The organism is Mycobacterium colombiense, from assembly GCF_001672755.1.
Lineage (GTDB): Bacteria > Actinomycetota > Actinomycetes > Mycobacteriales > Mycobacteriaceae > Mycobacterium > Mycobacterium colombiense_C.
On the sequence record NZ_LZKI01000132.1, the window covers coordinates 1 to 26,295 of the forward strand.

At 67.2% G+C, this 26,295-nt stretch carries 35 protein-coding genes and 1 pseudogene; 7 read left to right on the forward strand and 29 right to left on the reverse strand.

The annotated features are described in order from the left end of the window. The 3 genes and pseudogenes from A5708_RS17895 to A5708_RS17905 form a co-directional block, all read left to right on the forward strand. Window positions 1-275: pseudogene (locus A5708_RS17895) on the forward strand (SAM-dependent methyltransferase); the annotation flags it as partial. An 11-nt stretch (window positions 276-286) separates the two neighbouring features. After that, the gene (locus tag A5708_RS17900; protein ID WP_065029914.1) at window positions 287-1,201 is read left to right on the forward strand and encodes a class I SAM-dependent methyltransferase; all 915 of its coding nucleotides are present in this window, start codon (window positions 287-289) and stop codon (window positions 1,199-1,201) included. Window positions 1,202-1,222: 21 nt separating this feature from the next. Continuing rightward, window positions 1,223-2,137, forward strand: coding sequence for a class I SAM-dependent methyltransferase (locus A5708_RS17905; protein WP_065029915.1), 915 nt, complete (start codon window positions 1,223-1,225; stop codon window positions 2,135-2,137). Window positions 2,138-2,142: 5 nt separating this feature from the next. On the opposite strand, the gene sppA is transcribed toward A5708_RS17905, so the two are convergent. Then, on the reverse strand, window positions 2,143-3,918 hold the full coding sequence (gene sppA / locus A5708_RS17910; RefSeq protein WP_065029916.1) for a signal peptide peptidase SppA: 1,776 nt from the start codon (window positions 3,916-3,918) through the stop codon (window positions 2,143-2,145). 38 nt (window positions 3,919-3,956) lie between these two features. On the opposite strand from sppA, the gene A5708_RS17915 reads away from it, so the two are divergent. After that, window positions 3,957-4,883, forward strand: coding sequence for an LLM class flavin-dependent oxidoreductase (locus A5708_RS17915; protein ID WP_065029917.1), 927 nt, complete (start codon window positions 3,957-3,959; stop codon window positions 4,881-4,883). Here A5708_RS17915 and rplO read toward each other — a convergent pair whose 3' ends face one another. The 10 genes from rplO to rplN all read right to left on the reverse strand — a co-directional run bounded on the left by rplO (window position 4,884) and on the right by rplN (window position 9,200). Beyond that, window positions 4,884-5,327 (reverse strand): 50S ribosomal protein L15, encoded by a 444-nt coding sequence (gene rplO / locus A5708_RS17920; RefSeq protein WP_064950241.1) that lies wholly within the window; start codon window positions 5,325-5,327, stop codon window positions 4,884-4,886. Then, a complete protein-coding gene (gene rpmD / locus A5708_RS17925; protein ID WP_065029918.1) occupies window positions 5,324-5,542 on the reverse strand; it encodes a 50S ribosomal protein L30 in 219 nt (72 codons plus the stop codon). Before rpmD ends, rplO begins: the two co-directional genes overlap by 4 nt. Continuing rightward, the gene (gene rpsE, locus A5708_RS17930) at window positions 5,539-6,213 is read right to left on the reverse strand and encodes a 30S ribosomal protein S5 (protein ID WP_064877068.1); all 675 of its coding nucleotides are present in this window, start codon (window positions 6,211-6,213) and stop codon (window positions 5,539-5,541) included. Before rpsE ends, rpmD begins: the two co-directional genes overlap by 4 nt. A 37-nt stretch (window positions 6,214-6,250) precedes the next feature. Then, a complete protein-coding gene (gene rplR, locus A5708_RS17935; RefSeq protein WP_196772676.1) occupies window positions 6,251-6,619 on the reverse strand; it encodes a 50S ribosomal protein L18 in 369 nt (122 codons plus the stop codon). 41 nt (window positions 6,620-6,660) lie between these two features. Then, window positions 6,661-7,200: a 50S ribosomal protein L6 gene (rplF, locus tag A5708_RS17940; RefSeq protein ID WP_065029920.1), complete on the reverse strand. Its 540-nt coding sequence runs from the start codon at window positions 7,198-7,200 to the stop codon at window positions 6,661-6,663. Window positions 7,201-7,223: 23 nt separating this feature from the next. Then, window positions 7,224-7,622 (reverse strand): 30S ribosomal protein S8, encoded by a 399-nt coding sequence (rpsH, locus tag A5708_RS17945; RefSeq protein ID WP_007773558.1) that lies wholly within the window; start codon window positions 7,620-7,622, stop codon window positions 7,224-7,226. Between the two features lie 138 nt (window positions 7,623-7,760). Further along, on the reverse strand, window positions 7,761-7,946 hold the full coding sequence (locus A5708_RS17950; protein WP_007167851.1) for a type Z 30S ribosomal protein S14: 186 nt from the start codon (window positions 7,944-7,946) through the stop codon (window positions 7,761-7,763). Window positions 7,947-7,950: 4 nt separating this feature from the next. Beyond that, entirely contained in the window at window positions 7,951-8,514 is a 564-nt protein-coding gene (rplE, locus tag A5708_RS17955) for a 50S ribosomal protein L5 (protein ID WP_064950238.1), read from the reverse strand. Then, window positions 8,514-8,831, reverse strand: coding sequence for a 50S ribosomal protein L24 (gene rplX, locus A5708_RS17960; protein ID WP_064877073.1), 318 nt, complete (start codon window positions 8,829-8,831; stop codon window positions 8,514-8,516). The genes rplE and rplX overlap by 1 nt, the downstream gene beginning before the upstream one ends. Further along, window positions 8,832-9,200 carry a 50S ribosomal protein L14 gene (gene rplN, locus A5708_RS17965; RefSeq protein WP_003403649.1) on the reverse strand — a complete coding sequence of 123 codons (369 nt, stop codon included), beginning with the start codon at window positions 9,198-9,200 and terminating at the stop codon, window positions 8,832-8,834. 410 nt (window positions 9,201-9,610) lie between these two features. Between rplN and A5708_RS28010 the strand changes: the two genes are divergently transcribed. Together A5708_RS28010 and A5708_RS28015 are read left to right on the forward strand one after the other, a co-directional pair. Further along, complete coding sequence (locus A5708_RS28010; RefSeq protein ID WP_419538335.1) at window positions 9,611-10,009, forward strand: alpha/beta fold hydrolase; 399 nt, start codon at window positions 9,611-9,613, stop codon at window positions 10,007-10,009. Between the two features lie 105 nt (window positions 10,010-10,114). After that, window positions 10,115-10,348 (forward strand): hypothetical protein, encoded by a 234-nt coding sequence (locus A5708_RS28015; protein ID WP_419538336.1) that lies wholly within the window; start codon window positions 10,115-10,117, stop codon window positions 10,346-10,348. 15 nt (window positions 10,349-10,363) lie between these two features. On the opposite strand, the gene A5708_RS17975 is transcribed toward A5708_RS28015, so the two are convergent. The 4 genes from A5708_RS17975 to A5708_RS17990 all read right to left on the reverse strand — a co-directional run bounded on the left by A5708_RS17975 (window position 10,364) and on the right by A5708_RS17990 (window position 14,936). Next, entirely contained in the window at window positions 10,364-11,854 is a 1,491-nt protein-coding gene (locus A5708_RS17975) for an HNH endonuclease signature motif containing protein (RefSeq protein ID WP_065029921.1), read from the reverse strand. A 36-nt stretch (window positions 11,855-11,890) separates the two neighbouring features. Beyond that, a complete protein-coding gene (locus tag A5708_RS17980) occupies window positions 11,891-12,826 on the reverse strand; it encodes a DUF4436 domain-containing protein (RefSeq protein WP_065029922.1) in 936 nt (311 codons plus the stop codon). A 264-nt stretch (window positions 12,827-13,090) separates the two neighbouring features. Continuing rightward, entirely contained in the window at window positions 13,091-13,969 is an 879-nt protein-coding gene (locus tag A5708_RS17985; protein ID WP_065029923.1) for a formylglycine-generating enzyme family protein, read from the reverse strand. Window positions 13,970-13,991: 22 nt separating this feature from the next. Then, a complete protein-coding gene (locus tag A5708_RS17990) occupies window positions 13,992-14,936 on the reverse strand; it encodes a DUF4436 domain-containing protein (RefSeq protein WP_065029924.1) in 945 nt (314 codons plus the stop codon). Window positions 14,937-15,203: 267 nt separating this feature from the next. Between A5708_RS17990 and pstS the strand changes: the two genes are divergently transcribed. Further along, entirely contained in the window at window positions 15,204-16,325 is a 1,122-nt protein-coding gene (gene pstS / locus A5708_RS17995; RefSeq protein WP_065029925.1) for a phosphate ABC transporter substrate-binding protein PstS, read from the forward strand. A gap of 6 nt (window positions 16,326-16,331) precedes the next feature. Here pstS and A5708_RS18000 read toward each other — a convergent pair whose 3' ends face one another. From A5708_RS18000 to A5708_RS18065, 14 genes are all read right to left on the reverse strand, one after another. After that, complete coding sequence (locus tag A5708_RS18000) at window positions 16,332-17,261, reverse strand: DUF4436 domain-containing protein (RefSeq protein WP_065029926.1); 930 nt, start codon at window positions 17,259-17,261, stop codon at window positions 16,332-16,334. After that, window positions 17,261-19,621 (reverse strand): arylsulfatase, encoded by a 2,361-nt coding sequence (locus tag A5708_RS18005; RefSeq protein ID WP_065029927.1) that lies wholly within the window; start codon window positions 19,619-19,621, stop codon window positions 17,261-17,263. Before A5708_RS18005 ends, A5708_RS18000 begins: the two co-directional genes overlap by 1 nt. Window positions 19,622-19,709: 88 nt before the next feature. Beyond that, complete coding sequence (gene rpsQ, locus A5708_RS18010; protein ID WP_065029928.1) at window positions 19,710-20,057, reverse strand: 30S ribosomal protein S17; 348 nt, start codon at window positions 20,055-20,057, stop codon at window positions 19,710-19,712. Further along, entirely contained in the window at window positions 20,057-20,290 is a 234-nt protein-coding gene (gene rpmC, locus A5708_RS18015) for a 50S ribosomal protein L29 (protein WP_007773580.1), read from the reverse strand. Before rpmC ends, rpsQ begins: the two co-directional genes overlap by 1 nt. Further along, the gene (gene rplP / locus A5708_RS18020) at window positions 20,290-20,706 is read right to left on the reverse strand and encodes a 50S ribosomal protein L16 (protein WP_007773582.1); all 417 of its coding nucleotides are present in this window, start codon (window positions 20,704-20,706) and stop codon (window positions 20,290-20,292) included. Before rplP ends, rpmC begins: the two co-directional genes overlap by 1 nt. A 3-nt stretch (window positions 20,707-20,709) precedes the next feature. Further along, window positions 20,710-21,549, reverse strand: a complete 840-nt coding sequence (gene rpsC, locus A5708_RS18025) for a 30S ribosomal protein S3 (protein ID WP_065029929.1) — start codon at window positions 21,547-21,549, stop codon at window positions 20,710-20,712. After that, window positions 21,549-22,103, reverse strand: a complete 555-nt coding sequence (gene rplV / locus A5708_RS18030; protein ID WP_065029930.1) for a 50S ribosomal protein L22 — start codon at window positions 22,101-22,103, stop codon at window positions 21,549-21,551. The genes rpsC and rplV overlap by 1 nt, the downstream gene beginning before the upstream one ends. Next, the gene (gene rpsS, locus A5708_RS18035; protein ID WP_007773585.1) at window positions 22,100-22,381 is read right to left on the reverse strand and encodes a 30S ribosomal protein S19; all 282 of its coding nucleotides are present in this window, start codon (window positions 22,379-22,381) and stop codon (window positions 22,100-22,102) included. The genes rplV and rpsS overlap by 4 nt, the downstream gene beginning before the upstream one ends. Before the next feature lie 17 nt (window positions 22,382-22,398). After that, window positions 22,399-23,241 carry a 50S ribosomal protein L2 gene (gene rplB, locus A5708_RS18040; protein ID WP_065029931.1) on the reverse strand — a complete coding sequence of 281 codons (843 nt, stop codon included), beginning with the start codon at window positions 23,239-23,241 and terminating at the stop codon, window positions 22,399-22,401. 27 nt (window positions 23,242-23,268) lie between these two features. Beyond that, complete coding sequence (rplW, locus tag A5708_RS18045; RefSeq protein ID WP_065029932.1) at window positions 23,269-23,571, reverse strand: 50S ribosomal protein L23; 303 nt, start codon at window positions 23,569-23,571, stop codon at window positions 23,269-23,271. Then, window positions 23,572-24,252 (reverse strand): 50S ribosomal protein L4, encoded by a 681-nt coding sequence (gene rplD, locus A5708_RS18050; RefSeq protein ID WP_065029933.1) that lies wholly within the window; start codon window positions 24,250-24,252, stop codon window positions 23,572-23,574. After that, complete coding sequence (rplC, locus tag A5708_RS18055; protein WP_007773591.1) at window positions 24,252-24,905, reverse strand: 50S ribosomal protein L3; 654 nt, start codon at window positions 24,903-24,905, stop codon at window positions 24,252-24,254. The genes rplD and rplC overlap by 1 nt, the downstream gene beginning before the upstream one ends. A gap of 13 nt (window positions 24,906-24,918) precedes the next feature. Next, window positions 24,919-25,224, reverse strand: coding sequence for a 30S ribosomal protein S10 (rpsJ, locus tag A5708_RS18060; RefSeq protein ID WP_003873519.1), 306 nt, complete (start codon window positions 25,222-25,224; stop codon window positions 24,919-24,921). A 417-nt stretch (window positions 25,225-25,641) separates the two neighbouring features. Continuing rightward, window positions 25,642-26,241 (reverse strand): TetR/AcrR family transcriptional regulator, encoded by a 600-nt coding sequence (locus A5708_RS18065; protein ID WP_196772677.1) that lies wholly within the window; start codon window positions 26,239-26,241, stop codon window positions 25,642-25,644. Window positions 26,242-26,295: the final 54 nt, after the last annotated feature.

The window sequence follows — 26,295 nt, forward strand, 5'->3', positions numbered from 1 at the left end:
CCAACCCCGAGCCCGGCGCCGAGGAGAAGATGAAGGAGCGCATGCAGACGATCTCCGAGCGCTGGCGTGCGCACGGTTTCGAGCTGGACATGGCGGGCCTGGTCTACTTCGGTGACCGCAACGAGGCGGCTCCCTACCTGGCGGCCCGCGGCTGGCGGCTGAACAGCGCCAGCATCGGAGAACTGTTCGCGGCCAACGGACTTGACCCCCTCACCGACGACGACATGCGCATGGGCGAGATGCTGTACACCAGCGGCACGCTCGGCGAGAAATAGGAGCCAGGAGGATGACCACCGAAGCGGGACGCACCGACGGCGACAGCTGGGGACCGGCACACAGCGTGGGAGCGACGGCCACCATGGTCGCCGCCTCTCGCGCCGTGGCGTCGCAGGGACCCGATGCCCTGCTCGACGATCCGCTGGCCGACCCGCTGGTGCGCGCCGTTGGGCTGGAGCCGTTCATCCGCATCGTCGACGGCGAGATCGACTTCGAGGACGACCCGCTGTTCAACCGCAAGTCGCGGGCCCAGCAGATCACCGTGCGCACCAGGTTTTTCGACGACTTCTTCGTCGGCGCCACCAAAGACGGTGTGCGGCAGGCCGTGATCCTGGCTTCCGGCCTGGACACCAGGGCCTACCGGTTGCCGTGGCCCGCGGGCACCGTGGTCTTCGAGATCGACCAGCCGGAGGTCATCGCCTTCAAGACCGACACGCTCGCCGGGCTCGGCGCGGCCCCCACCGCCGAGCGCCGCACCATCAGCATCGACCTGCGTGACGACTGGCCGGCGGCCCTGCGCGAGGGCGGGTTTGACGCCTCGGCACCGACCGCGTGGAGCGCCGAAGGGTTGCTGCCCTACCTGCCGCCCGAGGCCCAGGACCGGCTGTTCGACAACATCACCGCGCTCAGCGCCCCGGGCAGCCGGCTGGCGACCGAACACGTGCCCGATCCCAATGCGTTCTCCGACGAGCGCCTGGCGCGCATCTCCGAACGCTGGCAGCGCTTCGGGTTCAACCTGAACGCCGCCGACCTGTTCTACCGGGGCGAGCGCAGCGTCGTGGTCGACTACCTGACCCGTAGCGGCTGGCAGGTCACACCGTCTCCCGCCCGGGAGTTGTACGCCCGCAACGGTTTCGAATTCCCCGAGGACGAGATGGCGGCCACCTTCGGCGAGATGAGCTACGTCGCCGCTACCCTCAAGTGACGCTCGGTTAGGGTTTTGGCTATGTCACGCACTCACGACGATGAGTGGGATCTGGCGTCCAGCGTCGGCGCGACCGCGACCATGGTCGCGGCCGGGCGTGCGATGGCGACCAAGGATCCCCGCGGTTTGATCAACGATCCGTTTGCCGAACCGCTGGTGCGCGCGGTCGGGGTGGACTTCTTCACCAAGATGATGGACGGCGACCTCGACGTGGACGCGATCGACAATGCCTCACCGGTGCGCATTCAGTCGATGGTCGACGGAATGGCTGTGCGCACCAAGTACTTTGACGACTACTTCATCGAGTCCACCGGCGGCGGGGTGCGTCAGGTGGTGATCCTGGCCTCCGGGCTGGACTCGCGTGCCTTCCGGCTGCCCTGGCCCGCGGGCACGGTGGTCTACGAGATCGACCAGCCGCGGGTGATCGAGTTCAAGAGCAGCACCCTGGCCGATGTCGGCGCCCAGCCGACCGCATCGCGGCGCACCATCCCCATCGATCTGCGCGCCGACTGGCCCGCCGCGCTGAAGGCGGCGGGGTTCGACGCGACGGCGCCGACGGCCTGGCTGGCCGAGGGTCTGCTGATCTACCTGCCGCCCGACGCGCAGGACCGGCTGTTCGACAACATCACCGCGCTCAGCGCGCCGGCCAGCACCATCGCCACCGAATTCGTGCCCGGCATCGTGGATTTCGACGCGGAACGGGTGCGCGAGATGTCCGGGTCATTCCGGGAGCACGGGGTCGACATCGACATGGCGTCGCTGGTCTACGCCGGCGAACGCAACCACGTCGTCGACTACCTGTCCAGCATCGGATGGCGACCCGAGGGCATCACCCGAACGGAACTGTTCGAGCGCAACGGCATCCAGCCGCCCGCCCCGGAGAACGACGACCCGCTCGGCGAGATCATCTTCATCAGCGCCAAGCTGGCGGGGTAGAACCGCTAGAGCCGCCAGGGGCCCGGCCACAACGCGCTCGCCCCGGCGTAGGACCGTTCCACGTTGTCCAGGATGCCGCCGATGGTGCGGCCCAGCAGCGCGCCCAGCGCGTCGGGCACCGACGCGGCGGCCGGTTGCGAGGAGGCCCGCGGCCGCAGCATGTCCAGCAGGGAGCCACCCGGGTAGGTCACGACGCGCACGTCGGTGTCCTCATCAAGTCCGGCAAGGATTTTCGCGCGGCGCAGCGCGGCGCGGAAGCCGCCCAGTTCGTCGACCAGGCCGCGCTCGCGCGCGTCGGCGCCGGTCCACACCCGGCCCCGGGCGACGCGATCGACGGCCTCGGTGGTCAGGTTGCGGCCGTCGGCGACCCGCTCCAGGAAGTCGGCGTACACCAGGTCGGCCTCAGCCTCCCGGTGGGCGCGCTGCTCCGGGGTGAACGGCGTCTCGATCGACCAGGCATCGGCATTGGCGTTGGTGCGCACGCTATCCAGCCCGACGCCGAGGCGCTCCAGCAGATCGCGAATCACCAGCTTGCCGGTGATCACGCCGATCGAGCCGGTGATGGTCGCGGGGCTGGCCACGATCGCGTCGGCGGCCACCGCAATGTAGTAGCCGCCGGAGGCGGCGACCGCACCCATCGACGCCACCACCGGCTTGCCTTGTTTGCGAGCCCTTTTCACTTCGCGCCACAGGGTTTCCGATGCGGTCACCGAGCCCCCGGGACTGTTCACCCGCAGCACGATCGCGGACACCGATTCGTCGGCGGCGGCCTCCCGCAACGCCGGGGCGATGGTGTCGCTTCCGACGGTGGAGGCGCCGAACGGCAAAAACTGCGGTCCCCCGCGCCCGTCGACGATCGTGCCGTCGATGTTGATGACGGCCACCTTCGGCTTGGGGCGGCGTCCGGGAACCGAGGGCACCGGCGGGGTCAGCCGGGACCGGTCCGCGCTGGCATAGCGTGACAGGTACAGCCGCGGTGGCGTGTTCTCTTCGGAAACTTCTTGCACACCAACCAGTTCCGCGATGTGGTCATAGGCTTCGTCCCGGAACCCGATCCGGTCGACCAGTCCCGACGACACGGCCTCCTCGCGCAGCAGCGGGGCCCGATCGGCCAGCGCGTCGAGCACACCGGCATCGAGCTTGCGCGAGTGCGCCACCGCTTCCCACACCTGCTCCTGCAGGCTTTCCAGCATTCGGGTGACGGCCTCGCGGTGGGCCTCGGTGAAGCCGTGCTCGGTGAAACGGTTCGCGGCCGACTTGTATTCGCCGCGCGCGACGAATTGGGCTTCGATGCCGGCCTTATCGAACGCGTCGCGCAGGAAGGTGGCATTGCTGGCGAAGCCGATCAGCCCGACGCTTCCGGCGGGCTGCATCCAGACCTCACCGAACGCCGACGCCAGGTAGTACGACAGCGTGCCCGGGTAGGTCTCGGCCCAGGCCAGTGACGGCTTGACGGCGGTGAACGCGACGATGGCCTCGCGCAGCTCCTGCACCGCGGCCGACGGCGACGCGCTGAGTTGAACCCGGGCGATCAGCCCGGCCACCCGCGGATCCTCGGCCGCCCGGTAGATGGCGGCGACCATGTCGCGCAGCGCGACCGGCCGGCTGCCCCCGGTGACGATCGCCAGCGGGTCGAAGCCCGACGTCTCCGGCGGCATCGAGCGCAGGTCCAATTCGAGCACGCAGCCATTGGGCACCCCGTGATGGCGTGCGGTGTCGACCCGGCCGGCGAGGGCCCGAACTTCACCCACGCCGGGGATCGAAGGCAGGAAAGCGAACATGTCTGCAGACTACCGATGCACGGCCGTACGGTGGTCGGGTGAGGTTCTCCATCGCGATCCCGCAGTTCGACTACGAGGGCTTCGACGGAGCCGGGTTGCGCACATTTCTCGCGCGCGCCGAAGAGCTCGGGTTCGAGGGCGGCTGGCTGCTCGAGCAGATCATCGGGCCCGCACCGCTGCTGGCGCCGCTGGAGCTGCTGGCCTACTGCGCGGCCTGCACCGAGCGGCTGCGCCTGGGCGTCGCGGTCCTGGTCACCTCGTTGCACGACCCGCTGCAGTTGGCCTCGGCCGCCACCGCCGTCGACCGGCTCAGCCACGGCCGGCTGGACCTCGGTGTCGCGCCGGGTGGCGGCAGGCGGCAATTCGCGGCCTTCGGCGTGGACAAGGACACCTTCATCTCGTATTTCACCGAGGGCCTGGAGCTGATGAAGGCGGCGTGGTCCGACGAGCCGCGGGTGACGTTTCACGGTCGGTTCCGCGACGTCGATGACCTACCGATCCAGCCCAAGCCGGTGCAGCGGCCGCATCCGCCGATCTGGTTCGGGGGCCTCGCACCCAAGGCGCTGGCCCGCGCGGTGCGGCACGGCGACTCGTTCCTGGGCGCCGGTTCGTCGACCACCGAGGCGTTCGCCGGCGCCGTCGCAGTCGTGCGCCGCGAGCTCGACGAACAACAGAAGGACCCCGCGAACTTCACCATCGGCAAACGGGTCTACCTGATGGTCGACGACGACGCGGCCAGGGCCCGGGAGCGTGTGCTCGCCGGGCTGGACCGCATCTACGGAAAGATGCCCGGCGTGCAGGACGTACCGGTGTCGGGCACAGCCGACGACGTGGCGCGCGGGTTGCGTGAGGTCATCGACGCCGGAGCGCAGATGGTGCTGTTGAACCCCGTCGGCACCGACGCCGCCGAGAACCGCGAGCAGATGGAACGCCTTGCCGCAGAGGTGATTCCGCAGCTGAGCTAGCTAGGACAGCTCGGTCGCCGAACCGCCTGCGGCGGTGATCTTCTCGCGGGCGCTGCCGCTGAACTTGTGCGCGGTCACCTCGACCTTGACCGTCAGCTTGCCGTCGCCGAGCACCTTGACCAGCGAGTTGCGGCGAACCGCGCCCTTGGCCACCAGCTCGTCCACGCCGATCGAACCGCCCTGCGGGAAAAGCCGATTGAGGTCGCCGACATTGACGATTTCGTACTCGGTGCGGAACCGGTTGCGGAAGCCCTTGAGCTTGGGCAGCCGCATGTGGATCGGCATCTGGCCACCCTCGAAGGTCGCCGGCACGTTCTTGCGTGCCTTGGTGCCCTTGGTACCGCGACCGGCGGTCTTACCCTTGGAGCCCTCACCGCGACCGACCCGGGTGCGGGCGGTCTTCGACCCGCGCGCCGGCTTGAGATCGTGCAGCTTGATCGTCATTTCTTGCTACCTCCGGTGCCCGTGGCCGTCGCCTCGGCCGGCTCCACCTCGACGAGGTGGCTGACCACCGCGATCAGGCCGCGGGTCTGCGCGTTGTCTTCGCGGATCACCGAGTGGCGAATCCGCCGCAGGCCCAGGGTGCGCAGGGACTCACGCTGCTTCCAGCGGGCCCCGATGGTGCTGCGCACCTGGGTGATCTTCAGTTGACTACTCATGGTTGTGCCGTTGCCTCTCGTGCCGCCGCACTGGCCATCGCGTCACTTTCGCGGCGCGCCTTGAGCATTCCGGCCGGCGCAACGTCCTCGATGGGCAGGCCGCGCCGAGCGGCCACCTCCTCGGGGCGCTGCAGCAGCTTGAGCGCGGCGACCGTCGCGTGCACCACGTTGATCGCGTTGTCGCTACCCAGCGACTTGGCCAGGATGTCGTGCACGCCGGCGCATTCCAGCACCGCACGGGCGGCGCCACCGGCGATCACACCGGTACCGGGGCTGGCCGGGCGCAGCAGCACCACGCCGGCCGCCGCCTCACCCTGCACCGGGTGGGTGATGGTCCCGCGGATCAGCGGCACCCGGAAGAAGCCTTTGCGGGCCTCCTCGACGCCCTTGGCGATGGCCGCGGGAACTTCCTTGGCCTTGCCGTAGCCGACACCGACCATGCCGTTGCCGTCGCCGACGATCACCAGCGCGGTGAAGCTGAATCGCCGGCCACCCTTGACCACCTTGGAGACACGGTTGATCGCGACAACCCGCTCCAGGTAGTTGCTCTTGTCGCCGTCGCGGTCGCGGCCTCCACGACCGCCGTCGCCACGACGACCGCGGCTGTCGCGGTCACCGCGCGAGTCACGGCTGTCGCCGGCGCCTTGTCCGCCGGCCGGCTGCTCCGCCATTATGCGGTCCTTCCAGTCGTGTTCAAGCTCTTGTCCATCAGAATTGCAATCCGTTCTCGCGTGCGGCATCGGCCAGCGCCGCGATCCGTCCGCCGTAGGTGTATCCGCCACGGTCGAAGACCACGCTGTCGATGCCGGCGGCCTTGGCGCGCTCGGCGATCAGCTGGCCCACCCGCACGCTGCGGGCTTTCTTGTCGCCCTCCAGGCTGCGCACGTCGTCCTCGATGGACGACGCGGCGGCCACCGTGGTGCCGTTCTCGTCGTTGACCAGCTGCACGTGAATGTGTCGCGCCGACCGGTTGATCACCAGCCGCGGACGCTGGCCGGTGCCGGCGATCTTCTTGCGCAGACGTGCGTGCCTACGCAGCCGAGAGACGCGCCGAGTCGCGGAAACGCTCTGCCCCACCGGCTTTCGCGTGGCGGTGTCAGCTTTTGTTTGCGCCATGATTACTTACCTGTCTTTCCGACCTTGCGGCGGATCTGCTCACCCTCGTAGCGCACACCCTTGCCCTTGTACGGGTCCGGGCGGCGCAGACGGCGGATGTTCGCCGAGATCTGGCCGACCTTCTGCTTGTCGATCCCGGTGATGGAGAACTTCGTCGGCGACTGCACGGCGAACGTGATGCCGTCCGGAGCCTCGATCACCACGGGGTGGCTGTAGCCCAGTGCGAACTCGAGGTTGGAGCCCTTGAGCTGCACCCGGTAACCGACGCCGAAGATCTCCATCTTGACCGTGTATCCCTGCGTCACGCCGGTGACCAGGTTGGACACCAGGGTGCGCGACAGTCCGTGCAGCGAGCGGTTGCGCCGCTCGTCGTTGGGACGGGCGACCACGATCGCGCCATCCTCGCTGCGCGACACGGTGATCGGCTCGGCCACGGTCAGATCCAGGACGCCCTTGGGCCCCTTCACCGACACCTTCTGACCATCGATCGTCACGTCGACTCCGGACGGGACCGGAACCGGCTGCTTACCAATGCGAGACATAGTCTTTCGTTACCTCCCCGCCCTTACCAGACGTACGCGAGGACTTCGCCGCCCACGCCCTGTCGGGCTGCCTGGCGGTCGGTCAGCAGGCCCGAGGAGGTGGAGATGATCGCCACACCCAGGCCACCGAGCACGCGCGGCAGATTGGTGGATTTCGCGTACACCCGCAGACCGGGCTTGGACACGCGGCGCAGGCCGGCGATGCTTCGCTCCCGGCTCGGCCCGTACTTGAGCTGAACGATCAGCGACTTGCCGACCCGAGCATCCTCGGTGCGGTAGTCGGTGATGTAGCCCTCGCTCTTGAGGATCTGGGCGATGTTTGCCTTCAGCTTCGAGTGCGGCAACGTCACCTCGTCGTGATACGCCGAATTGGCGTTGCGCAGACGTGTCAAGAAGTCTGCGATCGGGTCCGTCATAGTCATCGAGCGCTGCTCCTCTTCATCGCTACGCTCTGCATCGTCGACATCGCGGTCATGACAGCGTTGGTACCTTCCTCGCGGTGGTTCCCGGTCCGGGCCTGTCGCGCACCTGTTCTGGGTTGGTCTTGGGGGTTGGGGCTGTTACCAGCTGCTCTTCTGCACGCCGGGCAGTTCGCCCGCGTGCGCCATCTCGCGCAGGCAGATCCGGCACAGGCCGAATTTGCGGAAGACCGCGCGTGGGCGGCCGCACCTGTTGCAACGGGTGTAGCCGCGCACCGCGAACTTCGGCTTGCGTGCGGCCTTGTTGACCAGTGCCTTCTTTGCCATCTACTCAGTTCTCCTTGAAGGGAAAGCCGAGGGCCCGCAACAGCGCTCGTCCTTCGTCGTCATTCGTCGCCGAGGTGACGACGTTGATGTCCATGCCGCGGACCCGGTCGATCTTGTCCACGTCGATCTCGTGGAACACCGACTGCTCGGCGAGCCCGAAGGTGTAGTTGCCGACACCGTCGAACTGCTTGGGCGAAAGCCCGCGGAAGTCGCGGATACGGGGCAGCGCAATCGAGGTGAGGCGGTCCAGGAACTCCCACATCCGGTCGCCGCGCAGGGTGACCCGCGCACCGATCGGCATGCCCTCACGCAGCTTGAACTGCGCGATGGACTTGCGCGCGCGGCGGATCTCGGGGCGCTGCCCGGTGATCAGGCCCAGGTCGTTGACCGCGCCGTTGATCAGTTTCGCGTCCCGCGCCGCGTCGCCGACACCCATGTTGACGACGACCTTGGTCACCGTCGGGATCTGCATGACGTTGGCGTAGCCGAACTGCTGCTGCAGCGAATCGCGAATCTCGCTGCGGTAGCGCTCTTTCAGGCGCGGCTGAACCTTTTCTGCAGTACTCATCAGATGTCCTTGCCGTTGCGCTTGGAGATACGAACCCGCTTGCCGGTCTCCTCGTCGACCCGGTAACCGACGCGGGTGGGCTTACCGTCCGAGTCGACCACCATCACGTTGGAGATGTGGATCGGCGCTTCCTGGGTGACGATCCCGCCCGACTGCGCGCCGCGCTGGTTGGTCGAAACCGCGGTGTGCTTCTTGATCGCGTTGACGCCCTCGACCAGCACGCGGTCGCGCTCCGGGTAGACCTTGAGCACCTTGCCTTTGGCGCCCTTGTCCTTACCGGCGATCACCAGGACGGTGTCGTCCTTCTTGACCTTCATTTACAAAACCTCCGGGGCCAGCGAGATGATCTTCATGAACCGCTTCTCGCGCAGTTCGCGGCCCACCGGCCCGAAGATGCGCGTCCCGCGCGGGTCGTTGTCGGGCTTGATGATCACCGCGGCGTTCTCGTCGAACTTGATGTAGCTGCCGTCGGGACGGCGGCGCTCCTTGACCGTGCGCACCACGACGGCCTTGACCACGTCCCCACGCTTGACGTTGCCGCCGGGGATGGCGTCCTTGACGGTGGCGACGATGACATCACCGATGCCGGCGTAGCGTCGCGACGAACCGCCGAGCACACGGATGCACAAGATCTCCTTGGCGCCGGTGTTGTCGGCGACCTTCAGTCGCGATTCCTGCTGAATCACTCGATCTCCTGACCTGGGTTGCGTGTGCACGGCAGGAGAACCCACCGGGGTGGGCATTCGGCGGGCATGACCCACCAAAAACCTGACGTGCGCGGTCTTTGTCACCGAAGGGCACGCGGGGCCGATTCGCACCGGCCGAGGTCTGCCCAAGGCAACCCCTAGAGTCTAGGGGACGACCAGCTCAGAGCCAAATTCTGCGCGAAGGCCATCGAGATCGGCCCCGTCGTCGTCGGATGAAAGCGTCGAACCGCCTTTATCGGCGTCAATGGAACCCTCTTGAACAGCTGAAACGTCTGCTGAGCCGCTCACTGAGAACTAAACTTCCGCAATGTTCTCGGAGACGCGCTACGCGATGAACGCAGACTTGCGCGTCGGCCTACCGCGCGTCACGTAAAGGTGCTCGCGACATCGTGGTTGTCCCGAACTGGTTCAACTGTTGCGAACTTCTGCCCGAGCTACCGGCGATTCAGGGGTGGGTCGAGGCGATGGCATCCCTGGGTCGGTTGATCATTTTCGATCAGCCGGGCACGGGCGCCTCCGATCCGGTCTCGACGGGTGCGTTGCCGACGTTGGAGCTATGGGCCGACAGCATTACCGCCGTGCTGGACGATCTCGGGAGTCGCGAAGCGGTTCTCGTCGCCGCGAACGCTGCCTTCGCACCCGCAGCGCTGTTCGCGGCCAGCTATCCGTCTCGCACCACGGCGCTCGTCGGGCTTGAGGTCTATGCGGATCCGATGGCTGCGAATGAGCTGACTCCGGAGGAGTTCTTCGATGCCACTGTCGCGGTGTGGGGAACCGCCGTGGAATGAGGAAATCCGGACAACGTGGGCGCGACATGACCGGCTGGCGGCGAGCCCAGGGACCGTCGCGCTCATGATGCCGGTGGTGTCCGAACTGGACATCCGGGCGCTCAGGTGCGCGCCGGGTTGCACACCGGCGAATGCGAAGTGCGCGGCGATGACATCGGCGGGATCGGCGTGCACATCGGCGCGCGCGTGAGCGCCCTGGCCGGACCAGACGACGTGCTGGTCTCCAGCACGCTGCGCGACCTCGTGATCGGATCGGGACTCGAGTTCGAGGAACGCGGCGCTCACCAGCTCAAGGGCGTGCCCGGCGACTGGCGCCTGTTCGCCGTCGCCTCATCGTAAGCCGTTGCCCCGCAGTCAGAATGGCGGTGGCTCGTCGCCGCCCGGGGGTGCGGGACCAAGATAGGCGGACTCGCGCTCTTGACGTTTCGCTTGCCGAGCTTGGTGGTTTTGCCTGCGTTCGACCGCGACGCGCTGGGCGCGGTGCTGGGCGCGGGTGCGCCGGCGGGTGGGCATCATCGCGGTGCGGTCGGCGCAAGGGTCGGGTCGTGGCGGGGCCGTGACCCGAGTGTCGCCGGTGGGGGCGCACAGCTGGGGAAACAGCAGTGCGCTGCCTGGCGTGGTGACATAGGTGCGTCCCGCGGGGGAGCTCAGGATCGGCGTGCCGTCAGGCAGCTGCTGTTCGCGCCATCCCCAGAACGTTTTCACCAAATGATGTGTGCGGCAATAGCATTCGAGATTCGACGCGTGCGTGGGGCCGCCGTCGGCATACGGGATCGTATGGTCGAGGTCGCATTGGGTGGCCGGACAGTCGCACCCGGGCCAGCGGCAGGTCAGATCCCGGCAGCGCACGAAATCGGCCAGCGCCTTGGAGGGCACATAACGGGGCTCCGGCGACGCATCGCCGGGATGGGCCAGCGGCACCAGCTTCGCCGAGGCGGCCAGTTCGGCTATCAGCTCCGGCGGGATCAACCCCACAGCACCCACCTCGACGCCCGGCGCCCAGCGGTCAGAAAGCGTGGAGTGCTGTGCGATCACATGGATTACCACCGGTCCGGCGGGGCGCCGTTTCCTCTCGGCGCAATCCGGTCGCCCGCACCGGCACCCCAACCGGTCCGCACCCGCAGCCAGCGCCCCCAACGCATCAGCGCGGCGCTGCTCCCGGGTGCGCGGATCGCGCTCACACACCGTGGCCGCCAAGGCGTCCAACCGCTGATCCAGCGCGTGCGCATCGGGACTCGCCAGGCTGCCTTCGATATGCGACATGCCATCGCCCGCATCCGCGATCCAGATCTCACGATCCGCCACGCACTCCTTGCGGCGCCGTACCGCGTCCGCATCGACGCGAGCCACCACCTTGTCCACCTGCGCGGCCAGCCGGCCCTGACTCAATGACGGCCACCTGGTGACGTTGGCGGCCAGCGCGGCGTCCACGGCGTCCAGCACGTCGGGGTCGGTGATCAAATCGGTGCGGAACACGATCGTTTGAAACATTCGGTAGTCGAGATCGCCGGCGCGAAAGGCCGCACCCACTTTCGGCAGCCGGTCACGCATCGCGCGGGCATACCGCACTCGGCTGGCGGCCAGTCCCTGGCTGATCCGCAACTCCGCAGCGACTTCCGCACTCACCGCTGCCTCGGTGTCGACTGCCCACTCCTCGCACTCCGAACAGCGCGAGAGTCGATATGCGAACAAGTCTCCGATCGCCGCCAACTGCTCAGCCGCTGCGCGGTTCTCTACCCGCGAAAACGTACCGATCCGCTCCAGCAACGCGGCCGACTCCGGCGTTGCCGACGGATGGTGCCGCTCGACAAGCTCGTCGAACCGGGCGATCACGTCTTCGAACATAGGTTCGATCATGCCACCGACCACCGACAGGTACGGTCAGTCGCCCTGCCGGACCCAGGCGACGATGTACAAGCTCATGGCCGTCACCAGCGCGATGAGCACCCACTGCACGATCGCCTGGTCGATCCACGAACCGGGCGGCGGGGCCCCGGGCAGGATGTTGCGCAGCGGGACGATCGCGAACAGGTTCGCGGCGTACCAGGTGGCGAACGGCGGAAGGAATTTCCTTCTGCCCAGCGCCATCGGAATGGCGACCAGCAGGGCCAGGGTGGGCAGGCTGATCAGCACCAGGCAGATCCCCAGGTCGAAGATCAGCGGACCCTTGGCCCGCTTCAATGTGATCACCACGTTGCCGTTGTCGGTCGCGCGGGAGGTGGGCAGCGCGCTCGGGTCGTGCACCCGGTTGACGCTGATCTCCCAGCCGTCCAGCGCGCCGGTCACTTCGACGCGGGCGGGCACCTTCTTGCGGTTGTCACCTGTCCCGACGAACGCGTCGGCCGCGATCGGCTCGGTCCGATAGGAGTCGAACGGCCAGTTGCCGGGGTCGCCATGCGCCTCGATGGTGGTGCTGAGCTGGGCCGGCGCCTTGCCTTTCGGGTATTGCAGATCGCCCAGATCGCTTGTGGGATATAGGCGTACCGCGACATCGTTGGCCAGCACGTCAAAACGGTTGTCGTACTGGGCAACCCCGGGATAGGCGAGCACCTCGACGGACAGGCGGTTGGCGACGGGCTTCAACTCTTCGAGGCGCAGTTGCACGATCGTGGCGTCGCCGCCGCCCTGGCTCAGGTCCAGTGGGGGCAGCGGCCCCTCCGACCGCTGCAGAAAATGCACACCGAAAAGCGACAGGACGTAGACGATGATCACCGCCGCGAGGATGCACACGCCGATCGCGATCCGCGGAGCCTCGCGCTTCTTCTTCGCGGCCGGCGCGGGGGCCGGCGCGACGGGAGTCGGAGCCTCCGTGGTCATCGGCCGACACCGCGAGCAATGGTGGGCCGCGCATCCCGCAAGGCTTGCTGGCGCCAGGCCGGCACCGCTGACGACATCGGGCTGCGGCGGGGTGACACGTCGTCAGATGTTAGCGAAAGACGGAACCTGATGCGCGGCGAAATCCCCTGTCCAGACGCATAACAGGCGCGCGACACCCACCGGACACGCACCGTTAACTTCAGCGGCCGCCACGCCCCGGGCGCAACCGGCCGGCACATCGCTACGGATTTGCTACGCCGACGATCAGTCCGCCACGCAGCGAAACCCGATGTGTGTCGTCGCGGAGTCCTGCGATTGCGGTGACCGGGCCGCAGGACGGTAGCGGTGGCAATACTCCGGCGCGCACAGGTGGCTGCCGCCCTTCAACGTCTGGTTGATCGACGGATCGGCCGGACCCGACGGGGCGCAGCAGGACTTGGGCGGCTCCTCGAGCCGGTGGTGCGCGGCGAACTCGGTGGCCGTCCACTCCCACACGTTGCCGATCATGTCGACAAGCCCAAAAGCGTTGGGCGCGAAAGTGCCAACGGGTGACGTTCCCACCCAGCCGAGCGCGCCGTCATTGCGGTACGGGAAGCTGCCCTGCCAGGTGTTGGCCATCAACCGCCCACCGCTCGTGGCCTCGTCACCCCACGGGTACGTCGTCGTGGACCCGGCCCGGGCCGCGTACTCCCACTCGGCCTCGGTCGGCAGCCGCCGCCCGGCCCAGCGCGCATAGGCCGCGGCGTCCGGATACGCCACCTGCACCACGGGATGATCGCCGCGGTCCGCGACATCGCTGTCCGGCCCGAACGGGTGGCGCCAGCTCGCCCCCGGCAGCCACTGCCACCACTGCCGCCAGTCGCGCAGGTCGACCGGGCCGGGAGTCGGCCGGAAAACCATTGCGCCCGGGCACAAATCGTCTGGGTTCGCTCCCGGATACAGCGCCGGGTCGATCGACTGCTCGGCCACCGTCACATACCCGGTGGCATCGACGAATTCGGCGAACTGCACGTTGGTCACCGGGTGGCGTTCCACCGCGATCGGTCCCACCTTCACGGTGTGGATCGGTGCCTCTTCGGGGTAGAAGCTGGTCGATCCCATGCGGAATGACCCGCCCGGAAGGTCGACCAGCTCGCTCAGCACCCCTTCAGGGTATGACGACCCCTTAATCCGATTGCCGGTACCAGGTGAGCATGTACAGAGCCATCGCCGCGACGAGCGCGATCAACACCCAAAGCACCAGGACCTGATCGATCCACGCTCCTGGCGGTGGCGCACCCGGCAGGAAGTTACGAATGGGGATGACGGCGAACAGCAGAGCGGCGAACCACGTCACGAAGGGCGGCACGAATTTTCTTCGCCCCAAGGCGATTTGAATCACCACGGCAAAAGCCAAGGCGGGCAGCGCGAACAGGACCAGGCAGATGCCCAGGTCGAAAATCAGCGGCCCCTTGGCCCGGTGCAACGTGATGATCACGTTATCGGCACGGTCCGAGTCCTGGCTGGCTTCGCCGACGCGCTGGACACTGACGTCCCAGCCGTCCAACCCTCCGGTGACCTCCACCCGCGCGGGAATGTAGCGCCGGGCATCGCCCTGGCCGACAAGCACCTCGGCCGAGAGCGTGTCGGTGCTGTAGGAGTCGAACGGCCAGTTGTTCGGGTTGCCGTGCGCCTCAATGGTCGTCGCGACCTGCGCCGGCGACTTACCGGCCGGGTACTGCAGGTCCCCCAGGTCATTCGGCGGGTCCATCCGCACCGCGGTGTCGGTCTTCAGCACTTCCAGGCGTTTGTCGAACATCGACTCCTCGGGGATCACCAGCACCTTGACCGTGAGGCGGTTGGCGACGGTGTCCAGTTTCTCCAGCCGGACCAGCACCACGGTGTCATTGGTCGCGTTGAGGTCCGGCGGCTTGAGCGGCCCCGCGGTCTGGGCCAGCAGGTGCACACCGAACAGCGACAGGACGTAGACGACGACAAACCCCGCGACGGCGGCCACGGCGATGACCCTGCGCCGTTTGCGCCGATCGGGCGCGGCCGCCGGTGCAGGTGCTGCGGCCGGTTGCTCCGAGGGCGCCGGAGGCGGTGGTGAGGGTGGCGCTAGATGGGTCATCGGTGAACACCTCCGTGGCGGGATTCGAGCACTCGAAGACGGATGCTAGCGAACTGAATCCTGCGGCGGGCGAAGTTCGAAAATCATCATGTGTAGGTAATTGTCCCCGGCCCGCCACGCCCTTCGGGCCGGTTCAGCGAAACGAATATGTTGGCTCGGCCGCGGCCGCCCCCCCCTTCCGCGCAAACCTCCGGCCGACCGCCGGTCGGCGCTCCAGTTCATCCGGATTTTGTTTGCCTGTTAATCCGTAGCGGTAAATGTCAAGGGGTGAAGCGCAATCGTCCGGTCGTCGGCGCCCTGGCGGCCGGCGCCATGTTGGTCTCCGCATGCAGCAGCTCCCCCTCAAGCCTGCCGTATACCGCCGGGGCCAAGGTCGACTGCGGCGGCAAGCAGGCCCTGGCGGCCAGCGGCTCGACCGCGCAAGCCAACGCGATGACCAAATTCATCGATGCCTATCGCCAGGCCTGCTCGTCGCAGACCCTCAACTACACCGCCAACGGGTCCGGCAACGGCATCAACGACTTCCTCGCCGGCAAAACCGATTTCGCCGGATCGGACACACCGCTGTCGGGCGACCAATACGTCGCCGCCAAGCGGCGGTGCGGGGGTGCCGACGCCTGGAACCTGCCGGTGGTATTCGGCCCGCTGGCCATCACCTACAACCTCGCCACCGTCGACTCGCTGGTGCTCGACGCCCCCACGCTGGCCAAGATCTTCAACGGCACCATCACGCGCTGGGACGACCCGGCCCTGGCGTCGCTCAACGCCTCCATACCGGCCGAGGACATCCACGTCATCTACCGCAGCGACGGCTCGGGCACCACCGACAACTTCCAGGCCTACCTGCAGTCCGCGTCCGGCGGGGCCTGGGGCAGGGGTGCGGGCAAGACGTTCAACGGCGGTGTGGGTACCGGCGCGGTCGGCAACACCGCCATCGCGGCCGCCGTGAAAAGCACCGAGGGTGCGATCGGCTACAACGAGCTCTCGTTCGCACTCCAGCAGGGCCTGTTCGCCGCCGAGATCAAGACGCCGGCCAGCCGCAGGTCGCTGCGCCCGGTCCGGATCGGCACCGACACGGTCGGCAAGACCATCAAGGGCGCCAAGATCACCGGCGCGGGAAACGATCTGGTGCTCGACCTGTCGTCGTTCTACAACCCCGCCCAGCCCGACGTCTACCCGATCGTGTTGGCCACTTACGAGATCGTCTGCTCGAAGTATCCGACCTACGATGTGGCCAAGGCGGTCAAGGCTTTTCTGCAGGCGGCCATCGGCCCCGGCCAGATCGAACTGGCCAGAAGCGGCTACATCCCGTTGTCGGCCGACTTCCAGGCGCGGGTCTCCAGCGCGGTCGACGCGATCAGCTCCGTGGACGCACCGAAACCCGAGTGAGCGAATTCAGGTCTTGGTAGGCGCTTTTCGATCGCGCTGTCGCCACCAGCCGACCAGGAACAGCGTCAGCGCGGCGACCAGCCCGATCAATACCCACAGCACGATGGCCTGGTCGACCCACGAGCCGTACGGTGGGCTGCCCGGCAGGATGTTACGCAACGGGACAATGGCGAAAAGCATTGCGCCGTACCACGTGGTGAGCGGCGGCAGGAACGACGTCCTGCCCAGCGCCACGGGAATGGCGACCCAGAGCGCCAGAACGGGCAGCGAAATCAAGACCAGGCAGATGCCGACGTCGAAGATCAGCTGCCCCTTCGCCCGGTGCAACGTAATCACCAAATCGTCCTTGACATCTGGGTTGTTGTCTTCGGCGTCGTGGACGCGCGTGACGGTGGCGTCCCACCCGTCCAGCCCGCCGGTGGCTTCGACGCGCGCGGCGGTCTTCTCCTTGTTGGCGCCGGAGCCGGTGAACACGTCGGCCGAGATGACCCCGGTGCGGTACGAATCGAACGGCCAGTTCGCGGGATCGCCGTGCGCCTCGATGGTCGTGGTCACCTGTGCGGGCGCCTTACCGACCGGGTACTGCAGGTCGCCCAAGTCGTTGTCGGGATACAGCCGCACCGCCGCGTCGCTGGTCAGCACGCCGAAGTTCTTGTCGTACAACGTGTCTTTGGGGTAGACAAGCACGTTGACCGTCAACCGGTTCGCGACGGTGTCCAGCTTCTCCAGCCGCACCTGGACGACGCTGTCCTCGGCCTCGACCTTGCTCAGGTCCACCGCGGGCAGCGGCGGCGCCGATTTAGCCAGCAGGTGCACGGCGATCAGCGACAGCACATAGATAACGATGACGGAGGCGACGATCCCGAACGCGATCGCGATCTGCCGCCCTCGTGCGCCGGCCGGCTCCGGCGGCCCGGCGATCATGGGGGTACCCATCAGTCCCGCGAAAAGGCAAGCGCGATCTCGGTTTCCACATCCACGTAGGGCCGGCCGGACAGGTCGACGGTGACCTGGGTGATGGTGCCGCCGGTGAACGTGAACGGCGCCTTGTAGCGGCTGGACACCCCCGATCCGCCGTTGCGCCCGACCGTGATACCCGCACCGGCCAGCCCGAAGGTGCCGGGGTGGGTGGTCACCCCGGCCAGCGCGCCGACGACCTTGTCGTCGATGAACAGCGTGACGTCGCCCAGGGGCGTGTGACTGTTCTCCACCGTTCCGGTGCGTGAATAGCTGGCGCCGAACAGATGCCTGCCCAGGGGCACGGCGTCGGACGAGGACACCTCCTGCTGGCGCTCGCCGAGGAAGTTGTACACGTAATGCAGCCGCCCGTCCTGGATGAACAGCACATGCCCGCCGTGCGCGCCGCCCTGCTTGAACAGCACCCCCTCGGCGCCAGTGGTGTCCACGGTCACCTCGGCCAGCACCGAGAACGACCGACCGCGGAGTTCGGCGGCGGCGCCGATGCTGACATCGGCGCAGTCGGGATAGTAGATGTAGCTGTTCCGCTCGCTGACCAGATACGGTCGCGACCGCCCCAGCGTCTCCAGGATGTTCAGGTCCGAGAGCGGCAGCCCGTTGTATTTGGCCGCCTCCGAGAACCACAGCGCCTTGAGTTCTTCGAGTTTGTCCGGGTTTTCGGCCGCCAGGTCATGGCACTGGCTGCGGTCGGCCTCGATGTGGAACAGTTCCCACCGGTCGGCGTCGAAGTGTGACCAGCCGGCCGGTGTCGCCGCGTGCACGGTGTTGGCGAACCAGCCCTGATGCCAGATGCCCCGGGTACCGAGCATGGTGTAGAACTGGGTGCTTTTACCAGTGTCGGCGCCCGAATCGGCAAGGGCCGCTTTGAAACTCACGCCGTCGAGCGGCTTCTGGGTGATGCCCTTGACCGTTTCCGGCGGCGTCATGCCCAGCAGGTCGTAGACGGTCGGGGTGATATCGCAGACGTTGACGTAGTTGTCGCGGACTTCCCCGTGTGCGGCAATTCCGTTGGGCCACGATATGATTGCCGTGTCGGCGATGCCGCCCTCATGCGAGGCGTAGCGCTTGTACAGCTTGTAGGGCGTGTTGAACGCCATCGCCCATCCGATCGGGTAATGGTTGTAGGTCTCCGGGCCGCCGAGGTGTTCGAACAGCTTCATGCTTTCTTCGACGGTGTCGATGTAGCCGTTGAAGAACTTGCCCTCGTTGACCGATCCGTTCGGGCCGCCCTCACCGCTGGCGCCGTTGTCGGAGATGACCACGATGATGGTGTTGTCCAGCTGACCCGATTCCTCGAGATAGTCCAGGATCCGGCCGATCTGGGCGTCGGTGTAGCTGAGGAACCCGGCGAACACCTCGGCCATCCGGGAGAACAGCCTCTTCTCTTCATCGTTCAGCGATTCCCAGGGCCGCACCGTGTCCTGCAGCGGCCACGGTTCGCCGTTCGGTCCCTTCACGTCGAGATACGGGTTCACCGGCGACAATTCGGTGTCGGGCGGCACGATCCCCAGCGACTTCTGCCGCTCCAGCACCACCTCGCGGTAGCGCTCGTAGCCCATGTCGAACTTGCCGGCATACTTGTCCGCCCACTCCTTGAAGACGTGATGCGGCGCGTGCCCGGCTCCGGGGCACACATAGGAGAACCAAGGCTTTTCGGGCGCAATCACTTTGGCGTCGCGGATGAATTCGATCGTCTTGTCGGCGATGTCCTTCGAGAGGTGGTAGCCGTCCTCCGGGGTGCCCGGCGGGGACACCGGGTGGTTGTCGTACACCAGGTCCGGGTACCACTGGTCGGTCTCCCCGCCCAGGAACCCGTAGAACCGCTCGAAGCCGCGCGAGGTCGGCCAGTGCCGCTTCGTGGAGGCGAGGTTCGATTCCTCGAGGGGTGTCAGGTGCCACTTGCCCACGCAGTAGGTGTTGTATCCGCGTTCGGCGAGAGCCTCGGAGAGCAGACCGGTTTCGAACGGGATGCGACCGTTGGCATTGGGGAAGCCCTCGGTGAACTCCTCGATGGTCGCCATGCCGACGGTCGTCGCGTTGCGGCCGGTGAGCAACGACGCCCGGGTGGGCGAGCACAGCGCGGTGGTGTGGAACTGCGAGAGACGGACGCCGCGCTCGGCGATCCGCGCCATGGCGGGCATCTCGACCAGACCGCCGAAGCAGTCCCAGGTCGCGATGCCCGTGTCGTCCCAGACCAGGTACAGCACGTTGGGCGCATTCTGGGGCGCGGTCGGCGCGGCATAGGGCCCCCAGTCCGGTTCGGAATCCCGGATGTCGAGCTCGATCTTCCCGTTGAACTGCCCCGACCCAGCCACCATCGTCAGCCTCACTCTCGTAGCGGACTTGCCGAACGTGCGTGAAGACTACACCCGGGACCGGGCGCTGCGGTGGTGGTACTAAAAGGGCTTACTTCGCCTTTTCCAGAATTTCGACGAGCCGCCAACGCTTGGTCGCCGACGTCGGGCGCGTCTCCATCAGCGAGACGCGGTCGCCGATCCCGGCGGTGCTGTTCTCGTCGTGCGCCTTGACCTTGGTGGTGGTCCGGATGATCTTGCCGTACAGCGGGTGACGCACGCGGTCTTCGAGCTCAACCACGATGGTCTTCTGCATCTTGTCGCTCACCACGTAGCCGATGCGCACCTTGCGGCGGCCGCGCACCTTCGGGTTGGCGGGAGTGTGCTTGGAGCCCTTGTCCTTCGACGCGGCCTCGGTTGTGGCGGCCTTCTTGGGGGCAGCCTTTTTGGCTTCTGCCATCACGATTCCTTACCGTCGGGCCCGGAAGCCAAGCCCAGTTCTCGTTCGCGCAGCACGGTGTAGACGCGCGCGATCTCCTGACGCACCGTGCGGAGCCGGCGGTTGTTGGTGAGCTGTCCGGTCGCCATCTGGAAACGCAGATTGAAGAGCTCTTCCTTGGATTCGCGCAACCGCTCGGCCAGCTCCTCTTCGGTGAGCTCGCGCAGTTCGCCAGGCGAAATTCCCACGGCCATCAGAACTGATCCTCTCGAGTCACGATGCGTGCCTTGATCGGCAGCTTGTGGATTGCGCGGGTCAGCGCCGCCCGGGCGGTCTGCTCGTTGGGGTAGCTGAGCTCGAACAGCACCCGGCCCGGCTTGACGTTGACGACCCACCACTCCGGCGAACCCTTACCCGAGCCCATGCGAGTTTCGGCGGGCTTCTTGGTCAGCGGACGGTCGGGGAAGACGTTGATCCACACCTTGCCGCCACGCTTGATGTGCCGGTTGATGGCGATACGAGCGGACTCGATCTGCCGGTTGGTGACGTAGGCGTGCTCCAGAGCCTGGATGCCGTAGTCACCGAAGTTCACCGCCGTGCCGCCACTGGCGATGCCACGCTGGCGGGGGTGGTGCTGCTTACGGTGTTTAACCCTGCGGGGAATCAACATGATTCAGCTCTCCGTGCTTTGTGGTTCTGCAGCGGGTGCGGACTGGGTCGCGGCGGCGGCGGCGCCCTCTTCGGCGCTCGCGGCCGCGCGGCCCGCCTCGGTGCTGGTGGCCGTGGTGCCCGACGCGCCACTGCGGCGCGGGCGGGTGCCCGACGGACGCTCGCGGCGCGGACGCTCGGCGCCCGCCGGAGCGGCGGCGGCCAATTCGCGCTTGCCACCGACGACGTCGCCCTTATAGATCCACACCTTCACGCCGATCCGGCCGAAGGTGGTCTTGGCTTCGTACAGGCCGTAGTCGATGTCGGCGCGCAGCGTGTGCAGCGGCACCCGGCCCTCGCGGTAGAACTCCGAGCGGCTCATCTCGGCGCCACCGAGACGGCCGGAGCACTGCACCCGGATGCCCTTGACGTTGGGCTGGCGCATCGCCGACTGGATCGCCTTACGCATCGCGCGGCGGAACGCCACCCGATTGCTCAGCTGCTCGGCGACGCCCTGGGCCACCAATTGTGCCTGCGACTCCGGGTTGCGGACCTCGAGGATGTTGAGCTGCACCTGCTTGCCGGTCAGCTTCTCCAGGTCGGCACGGATCCGGTCGGCCTCGGTGCCGCGGCGGCCGATGACGATGCCGGGACGCGCGGTGTGGATGTCGACCCGGACCCGGTCGCGGGTGCGCTCGATCTCCACGTCGGCGATCCCGGCCCGCTCCAGGCCGGTCGAGAGCAGCCGTCGGATCGCGACGTCTTCCTTGACGTAGTCCGCGTACTGCTTGTCGGCGTACCAGCGTGACTTCCAGTCGGTGGTGATGCCCAGCCGGAAGCCGTGCGGATTGATCTTCTGGCCCACTAGTCTGAGCCTCCCTTCGCGTCAGAGGTCTCAGACGTCTTGGCTTCGGCTTTCGCAGCGGCCTTCTTGGCGGGTGCCTTGGTCGCGGCGGTCTTGGCGGGTGCCTTATTGGCCGGCGCTTTCTTGGCGGGTGCCTTCGCGGCGGCCTTGCTGGCCTCGGCGCGACGGGCGCGGGTCGACTTCGCCGATCCCTGGTCCTTGCCCGGCCGGCTTTCCACCACGACCGTGATGTGGCTGGTGCGCTTGCGGATCCGGAACGCGCGGCCCTGGGCCCGCGGACGGATGCGCTTGGCGGTGGGGCCCTCGTCGGCGTAGACGGTGGCGACCACCAGGGTCGCCGGGTCCAGCCCGTTGTTGTTCTGCGCGTTGGCCGCGGCGCTGGCGATCACCTTAGCCACCGGCTCACTGGCGGCCTGCGGCGCCCAGCGCAGGATGTCCAGCGCGTCGGCCACCGAGCGGCCGCGCACCAGGTCGATCACCCGGCGCGCCTTTCTCGGCGACACCCGCACGAAACGTGCTTTGGCCACCGCCGAGGGGAATTCCGTTGTGGTCATCGCCGTTTGGCCTTCCGGTCGTCCTTGATGTGTCCCTTGAAGGTGCGGGTGGGCGCGAATTCACCGAGCTTGTGGCCGACCATCGCCTCGGTGACGAACACCGGGACGTGCTTGCGTCCGTCGTGGACGGCGAAGGTGTGGCCGATGAAGTCAGGAATGATCGTCGAACGCCGCGACCATGTCTTGATCACCTGTTTGGTGTTCTTCTCGTTCTGCGTGTCCACCTTCTTGAGCAGGTGGCCATCGACGAACGGGCCCTTCTTCAGGCTGCGTGGCATGTGCTACTCCTGACTTCCTAGCGACCGTGCTTCTTGCCGGTGCGCCGGCGTCGGACAATGAGCTTGTTACTGGCCTTGTTCGGGTGGCGGGTGCGGCCCTCGGGCTTGCCCCACGGGCTGACCGGGTGGCGACCACCGGAGGTCTTACCCTCACCACCACCGTGCGGGTGGTCCACCGGGTTCATGACGACACCACGGACCGAAGGGCGCTTGCCCTTCCACCGCATCCGGCCGGCCTTGCCCCAGTTGATGTTCGCCTGCTCGGCGTTGCCGACCTCGCCGACCGTGGCGCGGCAGCGCACGTCGACGCGGCGGATCTCACCGCTGGGCATACGCAGCGACGCGTAGGTGCCCTCTTTACCGAGCAGCTGGATGCTGGACCCGGCCGACCGCGCCAGCTTGGCGCCACCGCCCGGACGCAGCTCCACGGCGTGGATCACGGTACCGGCCGGGATGTTGCGCAGCGGCAGGTTGTTGCCCGGCTTGATGTCCGCGTTCGGGCCGCATTCCACCACGTCGCCCTGCGAGAGTCCCTGCGGCGCAATGATGTAGCGCTTCTCGCCGTCCAGGAAGTGCAGCAGCGCGATGTTCGCGGTGCGGTTCGGGTCGTACTCGATGTGCGCGACCTTCGCGTTGACGCCGTCCTTGTCGTTGCGACGGAAGTCGATCACCCGGTAGGCGCGCTTGTGGCCACCACCCTTGTGGCGGGTGGTGATGCGGCCGTGCGCGTTTCGCCCACCGTGGCCGTGCAGCGGACGCACCAGCGACTTCTCCGGGTTGGCACGAGTGACCTCGGAGAAATCGGACACGCTCGAGCCGCGACGGCCGGGGCTCGTCGGCTTGTACTTACGAATTGCCATGTCTAATCAGGTTTCCTCTCGCGGCGACTACGCCGGTGCCCCGAACAGATCGATCGGCTTGCTACCCGGCGCCAGCGTGACGATGGCCCGCTTGGTGCTCTTGCGCTTGCCGAATCCGGTCCTGGTGCGCTTGCGCTTACCTCGCCGGTTCGCGGTGTTCACCGATGCGACCTTGACGGAGAAGATCTTCTCGATAGCGATCTTGATCTGCGTCTTGTTCGAATCGGGGTGCACCACAAACGTGTACACGTTGTCGTCGAGCAGCGAATAGGACTTCTCCGAGATGACCGGGCCGAGAATGATGTCGCGGGGGTCAGTGATGGTCGCCATCTACGCCGTTACCTCCACATCTTTGTCGGCGGCACCGCCGGTGGCCCCGGCGATGTAGGCGTTGAGCGCCTCAACGCTGAACACCACGTCGTCGGAGCGCAGCACGTCGTAGGTGTTGAGCTGGTCGGGGGTCAGGAGGTGCACACCGGGCAGGTTGCGCACGCTCTTGGCGCCGGCCTCGTCGCTGCGGCCGATCACGACCAGCAGCTGCTTGCGGTCGGTCAGCGTGCCCAGGAACGCCTTGGCGTTCTTGGTCGAAGGGGTTTGCCCGGCGACAATTTCGGTGATCGCGTGGATGCGGCCGTTGCGCGCCCGGTCGGACAGTGCGCCGCGCAACGCCGCGGCGATCATCTTCTTGGGGGTGCGCTGGCTGTAGTCGCGGGGCTTGGGGCCGTGCACGACGCCACCGCCGGTGAACTGCGGGGCACGCGTCGAACCCTGGCGGGCGCGGCCGGTTCCCTTCTGCCGGTACGGCTTACGGCCACCGCCGCTGACGTCGCCACGCGTCTTGGTCGAGTGCGTGCCCTGACGCGCCGCCGCCCGCTGTGCGGTGACGACCTGGTGCATCAGCGCGATATTGGCCGGGGCGTCGAACAATTCGGCCGGCAGCTCGATCGAGCCCTCGACCTTGCCGCCCGGCGTCTTGACGTCAATCTTGAGCGTCTTGGAGCCTTCTGCCATCACTTCTCACCTCGTTTGACCGCGCTGCGGACCACGACGAGTCCACCGGTGCGGCCGGGGACCGCGCCCTTGATCAGGAGCACGCCGTTCTCGGTATCGACCTTGTGCACCAACAGGTTCTGGACGGTCACTCGATCGCTACCCATCCGCCCCGACATCCTGGTGCCCTTGAACACCCTGGCGGGGGTGGCGCAGCCGCCGATCGAACCCGGGCGGCGGTGCACTGCCTGGGCACCGTGGCTGGCGCCCTGACCACGGAAGCCGTGGCGCTTCATGGTGCCGGCGAAGCCCTTTCCCTTGGAGGTGCCCGTCACGTCGACGTAGGCGCCGTCGGCGAAGATCTCCGCCGTCAGCTCCTGGCCGACCTCGTACTCGGCGGCCGCCTCGGGGTTCTCCAGCCGCAGCTCGGCCAGGAACCGGCGCGGGTTCACGCCCGCGGCGGCGTACTGACCGGTGACCGGCTTGTTGACCTTGCGGGGACTGATCTCGCCGTAGGCCAATTGCACGGCGCTGTAGCCGTCCTGCTCGGGGGTACGGATCCGGGTCACCACGTTCGGGCCGGCCTTGACGACCGTCACCGGCACAACCCTGTTGTTCTCGTCGAACACCTGCGTCATGCCCAGCTTGGTACCCAGAATGCCTTTTCTTGCCATGAGTCTGGATCTCCTACTGGATGTTGACGTCGACACTGGCCGGAAGGTCGATGCGCATCAGCGCGTCGACGGTCTTCGGCGTCGGGTCGAGGATGTCGATCAGCCGCTTGTGCGTACGCATCTCGAAGTGCTCCCGCGAGTCCTTGTACTTGTGCGGTGAGCGGATGACGCAATACACGTTCTTCTCAGTCGGCAGCGGCACCGGACCTACAACACTGGCACCCGTGCGGACGACGGTCTCGACGATCTTGCGCGCCGACGCGTCAATAGCCTCATGGTCGTAGGCCTTAAGCCTGATGCGGATCTTCTGTCCCGCCACGCTTCTCCTACCCTCACTCCTGTTGAGGCCCGAAATCCGGGCCTGGTGCCACCGGCGCGCCGATCGGGCCGGCCAACTCTGGGCCGATCGAGCGTTGCGCCGGATATTGCGCCGCTGTTTACCTGTCGTGGTCCACCGGCCCCCGCGGTCGGGCGTGTCACCCTCACGCAGCCTCATCCGCGATCGAAATTCGTCGCTCTCAAAGGATGGGACCGGACGCGCCCGTTTGGACGCTGGTCGTATGCCCGACCAGGCGCAAACCCGGCTCAAGGCAACCTGAACAGTATGCCTGAAGATCGTGCCCCAACAAAATTCGGCCGCGATCTGAGGCCGAATCGGCCGCACCCGACTCGAAAACGGTAGCACCGGGGCGTAAACGCGCTGCTCAGAGACCTGGAAGTGGTGGACGCCGGGGCGTCAGGCGCCCGCCGACTCGATGTTCGCTGCGCCGGACCTGCCGCACTGCACATGTAAGAAGCCGTCGACGGCCGCCAGCGCGCACTGGCGGTAGTCGAAATCGGGCAGCGTGGACAGCCGGCCCAGCACCAGCGGGCCGATGAGCAAGGCGATCGCCCGCGATCGGTCCACCTCCCCCAGCTCGGCGGCCTCCGGGCTGTCGAAGATGGCATCGAAGGGCTCGGCGTACTGCTGGGCGATGCGCTCGCGCAGGGTGGTGATCGCCGCACTGTCGGCGTTGCGACTGTGCCGCGGCTCGGGCAGGCCCTCCAGGTCGCGCCCCAGCGCCAGCCAGGACATTGCGGTCATGAGGGTGGGCGCCTGGGCGACGGATTCGGCCTGGGCCAGCACCACCGCGACCAGCCGGTCGCGCAGCGAACCCTCGGCCGGCGGGGCGGGCGACGCCGGGATCAGGCTGTTGAAAGCCGCTGCCAGCAGGTCGTTTCCGCTCGGGAAGTGCCGATACAGGGTTGCCCGGGCCACGTTGGCGGTGCGGGTGACCGCGTCGACCGTCACCGCGCTCGGACCCCCGGCACGCAGCAGCGTGACGGCGGCTTCCAGCAGCCTGGCCCGCGACCTCGCGGGGCGCGGGTCGGACGTCTCGGTGTCGATTGT

What these genes read in the sequence shown, in the direction of transcription:
- rplD (WP_065029933.1), bottom strand. Translation starts at nt 24,252, where the DNA reads ATGGCAGAAGGCTCCAAGACGCTCAAGATTGACGTCAAGACGCCGGGC.
- rpsH (WP_007773558.1), bottom strand. Translation starts at nt 7,622, where the DNA reads ATGACTATGACGGACCCGATCGCAGACTTCTTGACACGTCTGCGCAAC.
- rplB (WP_065029931.1), bottom strand. Translation starts at nt 23,241, where the DNA reads ATGGCAATTCGTAAGTACAAGCCGACGAGCCCCGGCCGTCGCGGCTCG.
- rplF (WP_065029920.1), bottom strand. Translation starts at nt 7,200, where the DNA reads ATGTCTCGCATTGGTAAGCAGCCGGTTCCGGTCCCGTCCGGAGTCGAC.
- rplO (WP_064950241.1), bottom strand. Translation starts at nt 5,327, where the DNA reads ATGACGATCAAGCTGCACGATCTCAAGCCGGCGCGCGGGTCGAAGACC.
- A5708_RS18005 (WP_065029927.1), bottom strand. Translation starts at nt 19,621, where the DNA reads ATGGTGGCTGGGTCGGGGCAGTTCAACGGGAAGATCGAGCTCGACATC.
- rplP (WP_007773582.1), bottom strand. Translation starts at nt 20,706, where the DNA reads ATGTTGATTCCCCGCAGGGTTAAACACCGTAAGCAGCACCACCCCCGC.
- rpsE (WP_064877068.1), bottom strand. Translation starts at nt 6,213, where the DNA reads ATGGCGGAGCAGCCGGCCGGCGGACAAGGCGCCGGCGACAGCCGTGAC.
- A5708_RS17950 (WP_007167851.1), bottom strand. Translation starts at nt 7,946, where the DNA reads ATGGCAAAGAAGGCACTGGTCAACAAGGCCGCACGCAAGCCGAAGTTC.
- rplX (WP_064877073.1), bottom strand. Translation starts at nt 8,831, where the DNA reads ATGAAGGTCAAGAAGGACGACACCGTCCTGGTGATCGCCGGTAAGGAC.
- rplC (WP_007773591.1), bottom strand. Translation starts at nt 24,905, where the DNA reads ATGGCAAGAAAAGGCATTCTGGGTACCAAGCTGGGCATGACGCAGGTG.
- rplV (WP_065029930.1), bottom strand. Translation starts at nt 22,103, where the DNA reads ATGACCACAACGGAATTCCCCTCGGCGGTGGCCAAAGCACGTTTCGTG.
- A5708_RS18000 (WP_065029926.1), bottom strand. Translation starts at nt 17,261, where the DNA reads ATGGGTACCCCCATGATCGCCGGGCCGCCGGAGCCGGCCGGCGCACGA.
- rpsS (WP_007773585.1), bottom strand. Translation starts at nt 22,381, where the DNA reads ATGCCACGCAGCCTGAAGAAGGGCCCGTTCGTCGATGGCCACCTGCTC.
- A5708_RS17980 (WP_065029922.1), bottom strand. Translation starts at nt 12,826, where the DNA reads ATGACCACGGAGGCTCCGACTCCCGTCGCGCCGGCCCCCGCGCCGGCC.
- rplW (WP_065029932.1), bottom strand. Translation starts at nt 23,571, where the DNA reads ATGGCGACCATCACTGACCCCCGCGACATCATTCTCGGCCCGGTCATC.
- A5708_RS17905 (WP_065029915.1), top strand. Translation starts at nt 1,223, where the DNA reads ATGTCACGCACTCACGACGATGAGTGGGATCTGGCGTCCAGCGTCGGC.
- A5708_RS17990 (WP_065029924.1), bottom strand. Translation starts at nt 14,936, where the DNA reads ATGACCCATCTAGCGCCACCCTCACCACCGCCTCCGGCGCCCTCGGAG.
- A5708_RS17900 (WP_065029914.1), top strand. Translation starts at nt 287, where the DNA reads ATGACCACCGAAGCGGGACGCACCGACGGCGACAGCTGGGGACCGGCA.
- rpsQ (WP_065029928.1), bottom strand. Translation starts at nt 20,057, where the DNA reads ATGGCAGAAGCCAAAAAGGCTGCCCCCAAGAAGGCCGCCACAACCGAG.
- rplE (WP_064950238.1), bottom strand. Translation starts at nt 8,514, where the DNA reads ATGAGTACTGCAGAAAAGGTTCAGCCGCGCCTGAAAGAGCGCTACCGC.
- rpmC (WP_007773580.1), bottom strand. Translation starts at nt 20,290, where the DNA reads ATGGCCGTGGGAATTTCGCCTGGCGAACTGCGCGAGCTCACCGAAGAG.
- rpmD (WP_065029918.1), bottom strand. Translation starts at nt 5,542, where the DNA reads ATGAGTAGTCAACTGAAGATCACCCAGGTGCGCAGCACCATCGGGGCC.
- sppA (WP_065029916.1), bottom strand. Translation starts at nt 3,918, where the DNA reads ATGTTCGCTTTCCTGCCTTCGATCCCCGGCGTGGGTGAAGTTCGGGCC.
- A5708_RS17975 (WP_065029921.1), bottom strand. Translation starts at nt 11,854, where the DNA reads ATGTTCGAAGACGTGATCGCCCGGTTCGACGAGCTTGTCGAGCGGCAC.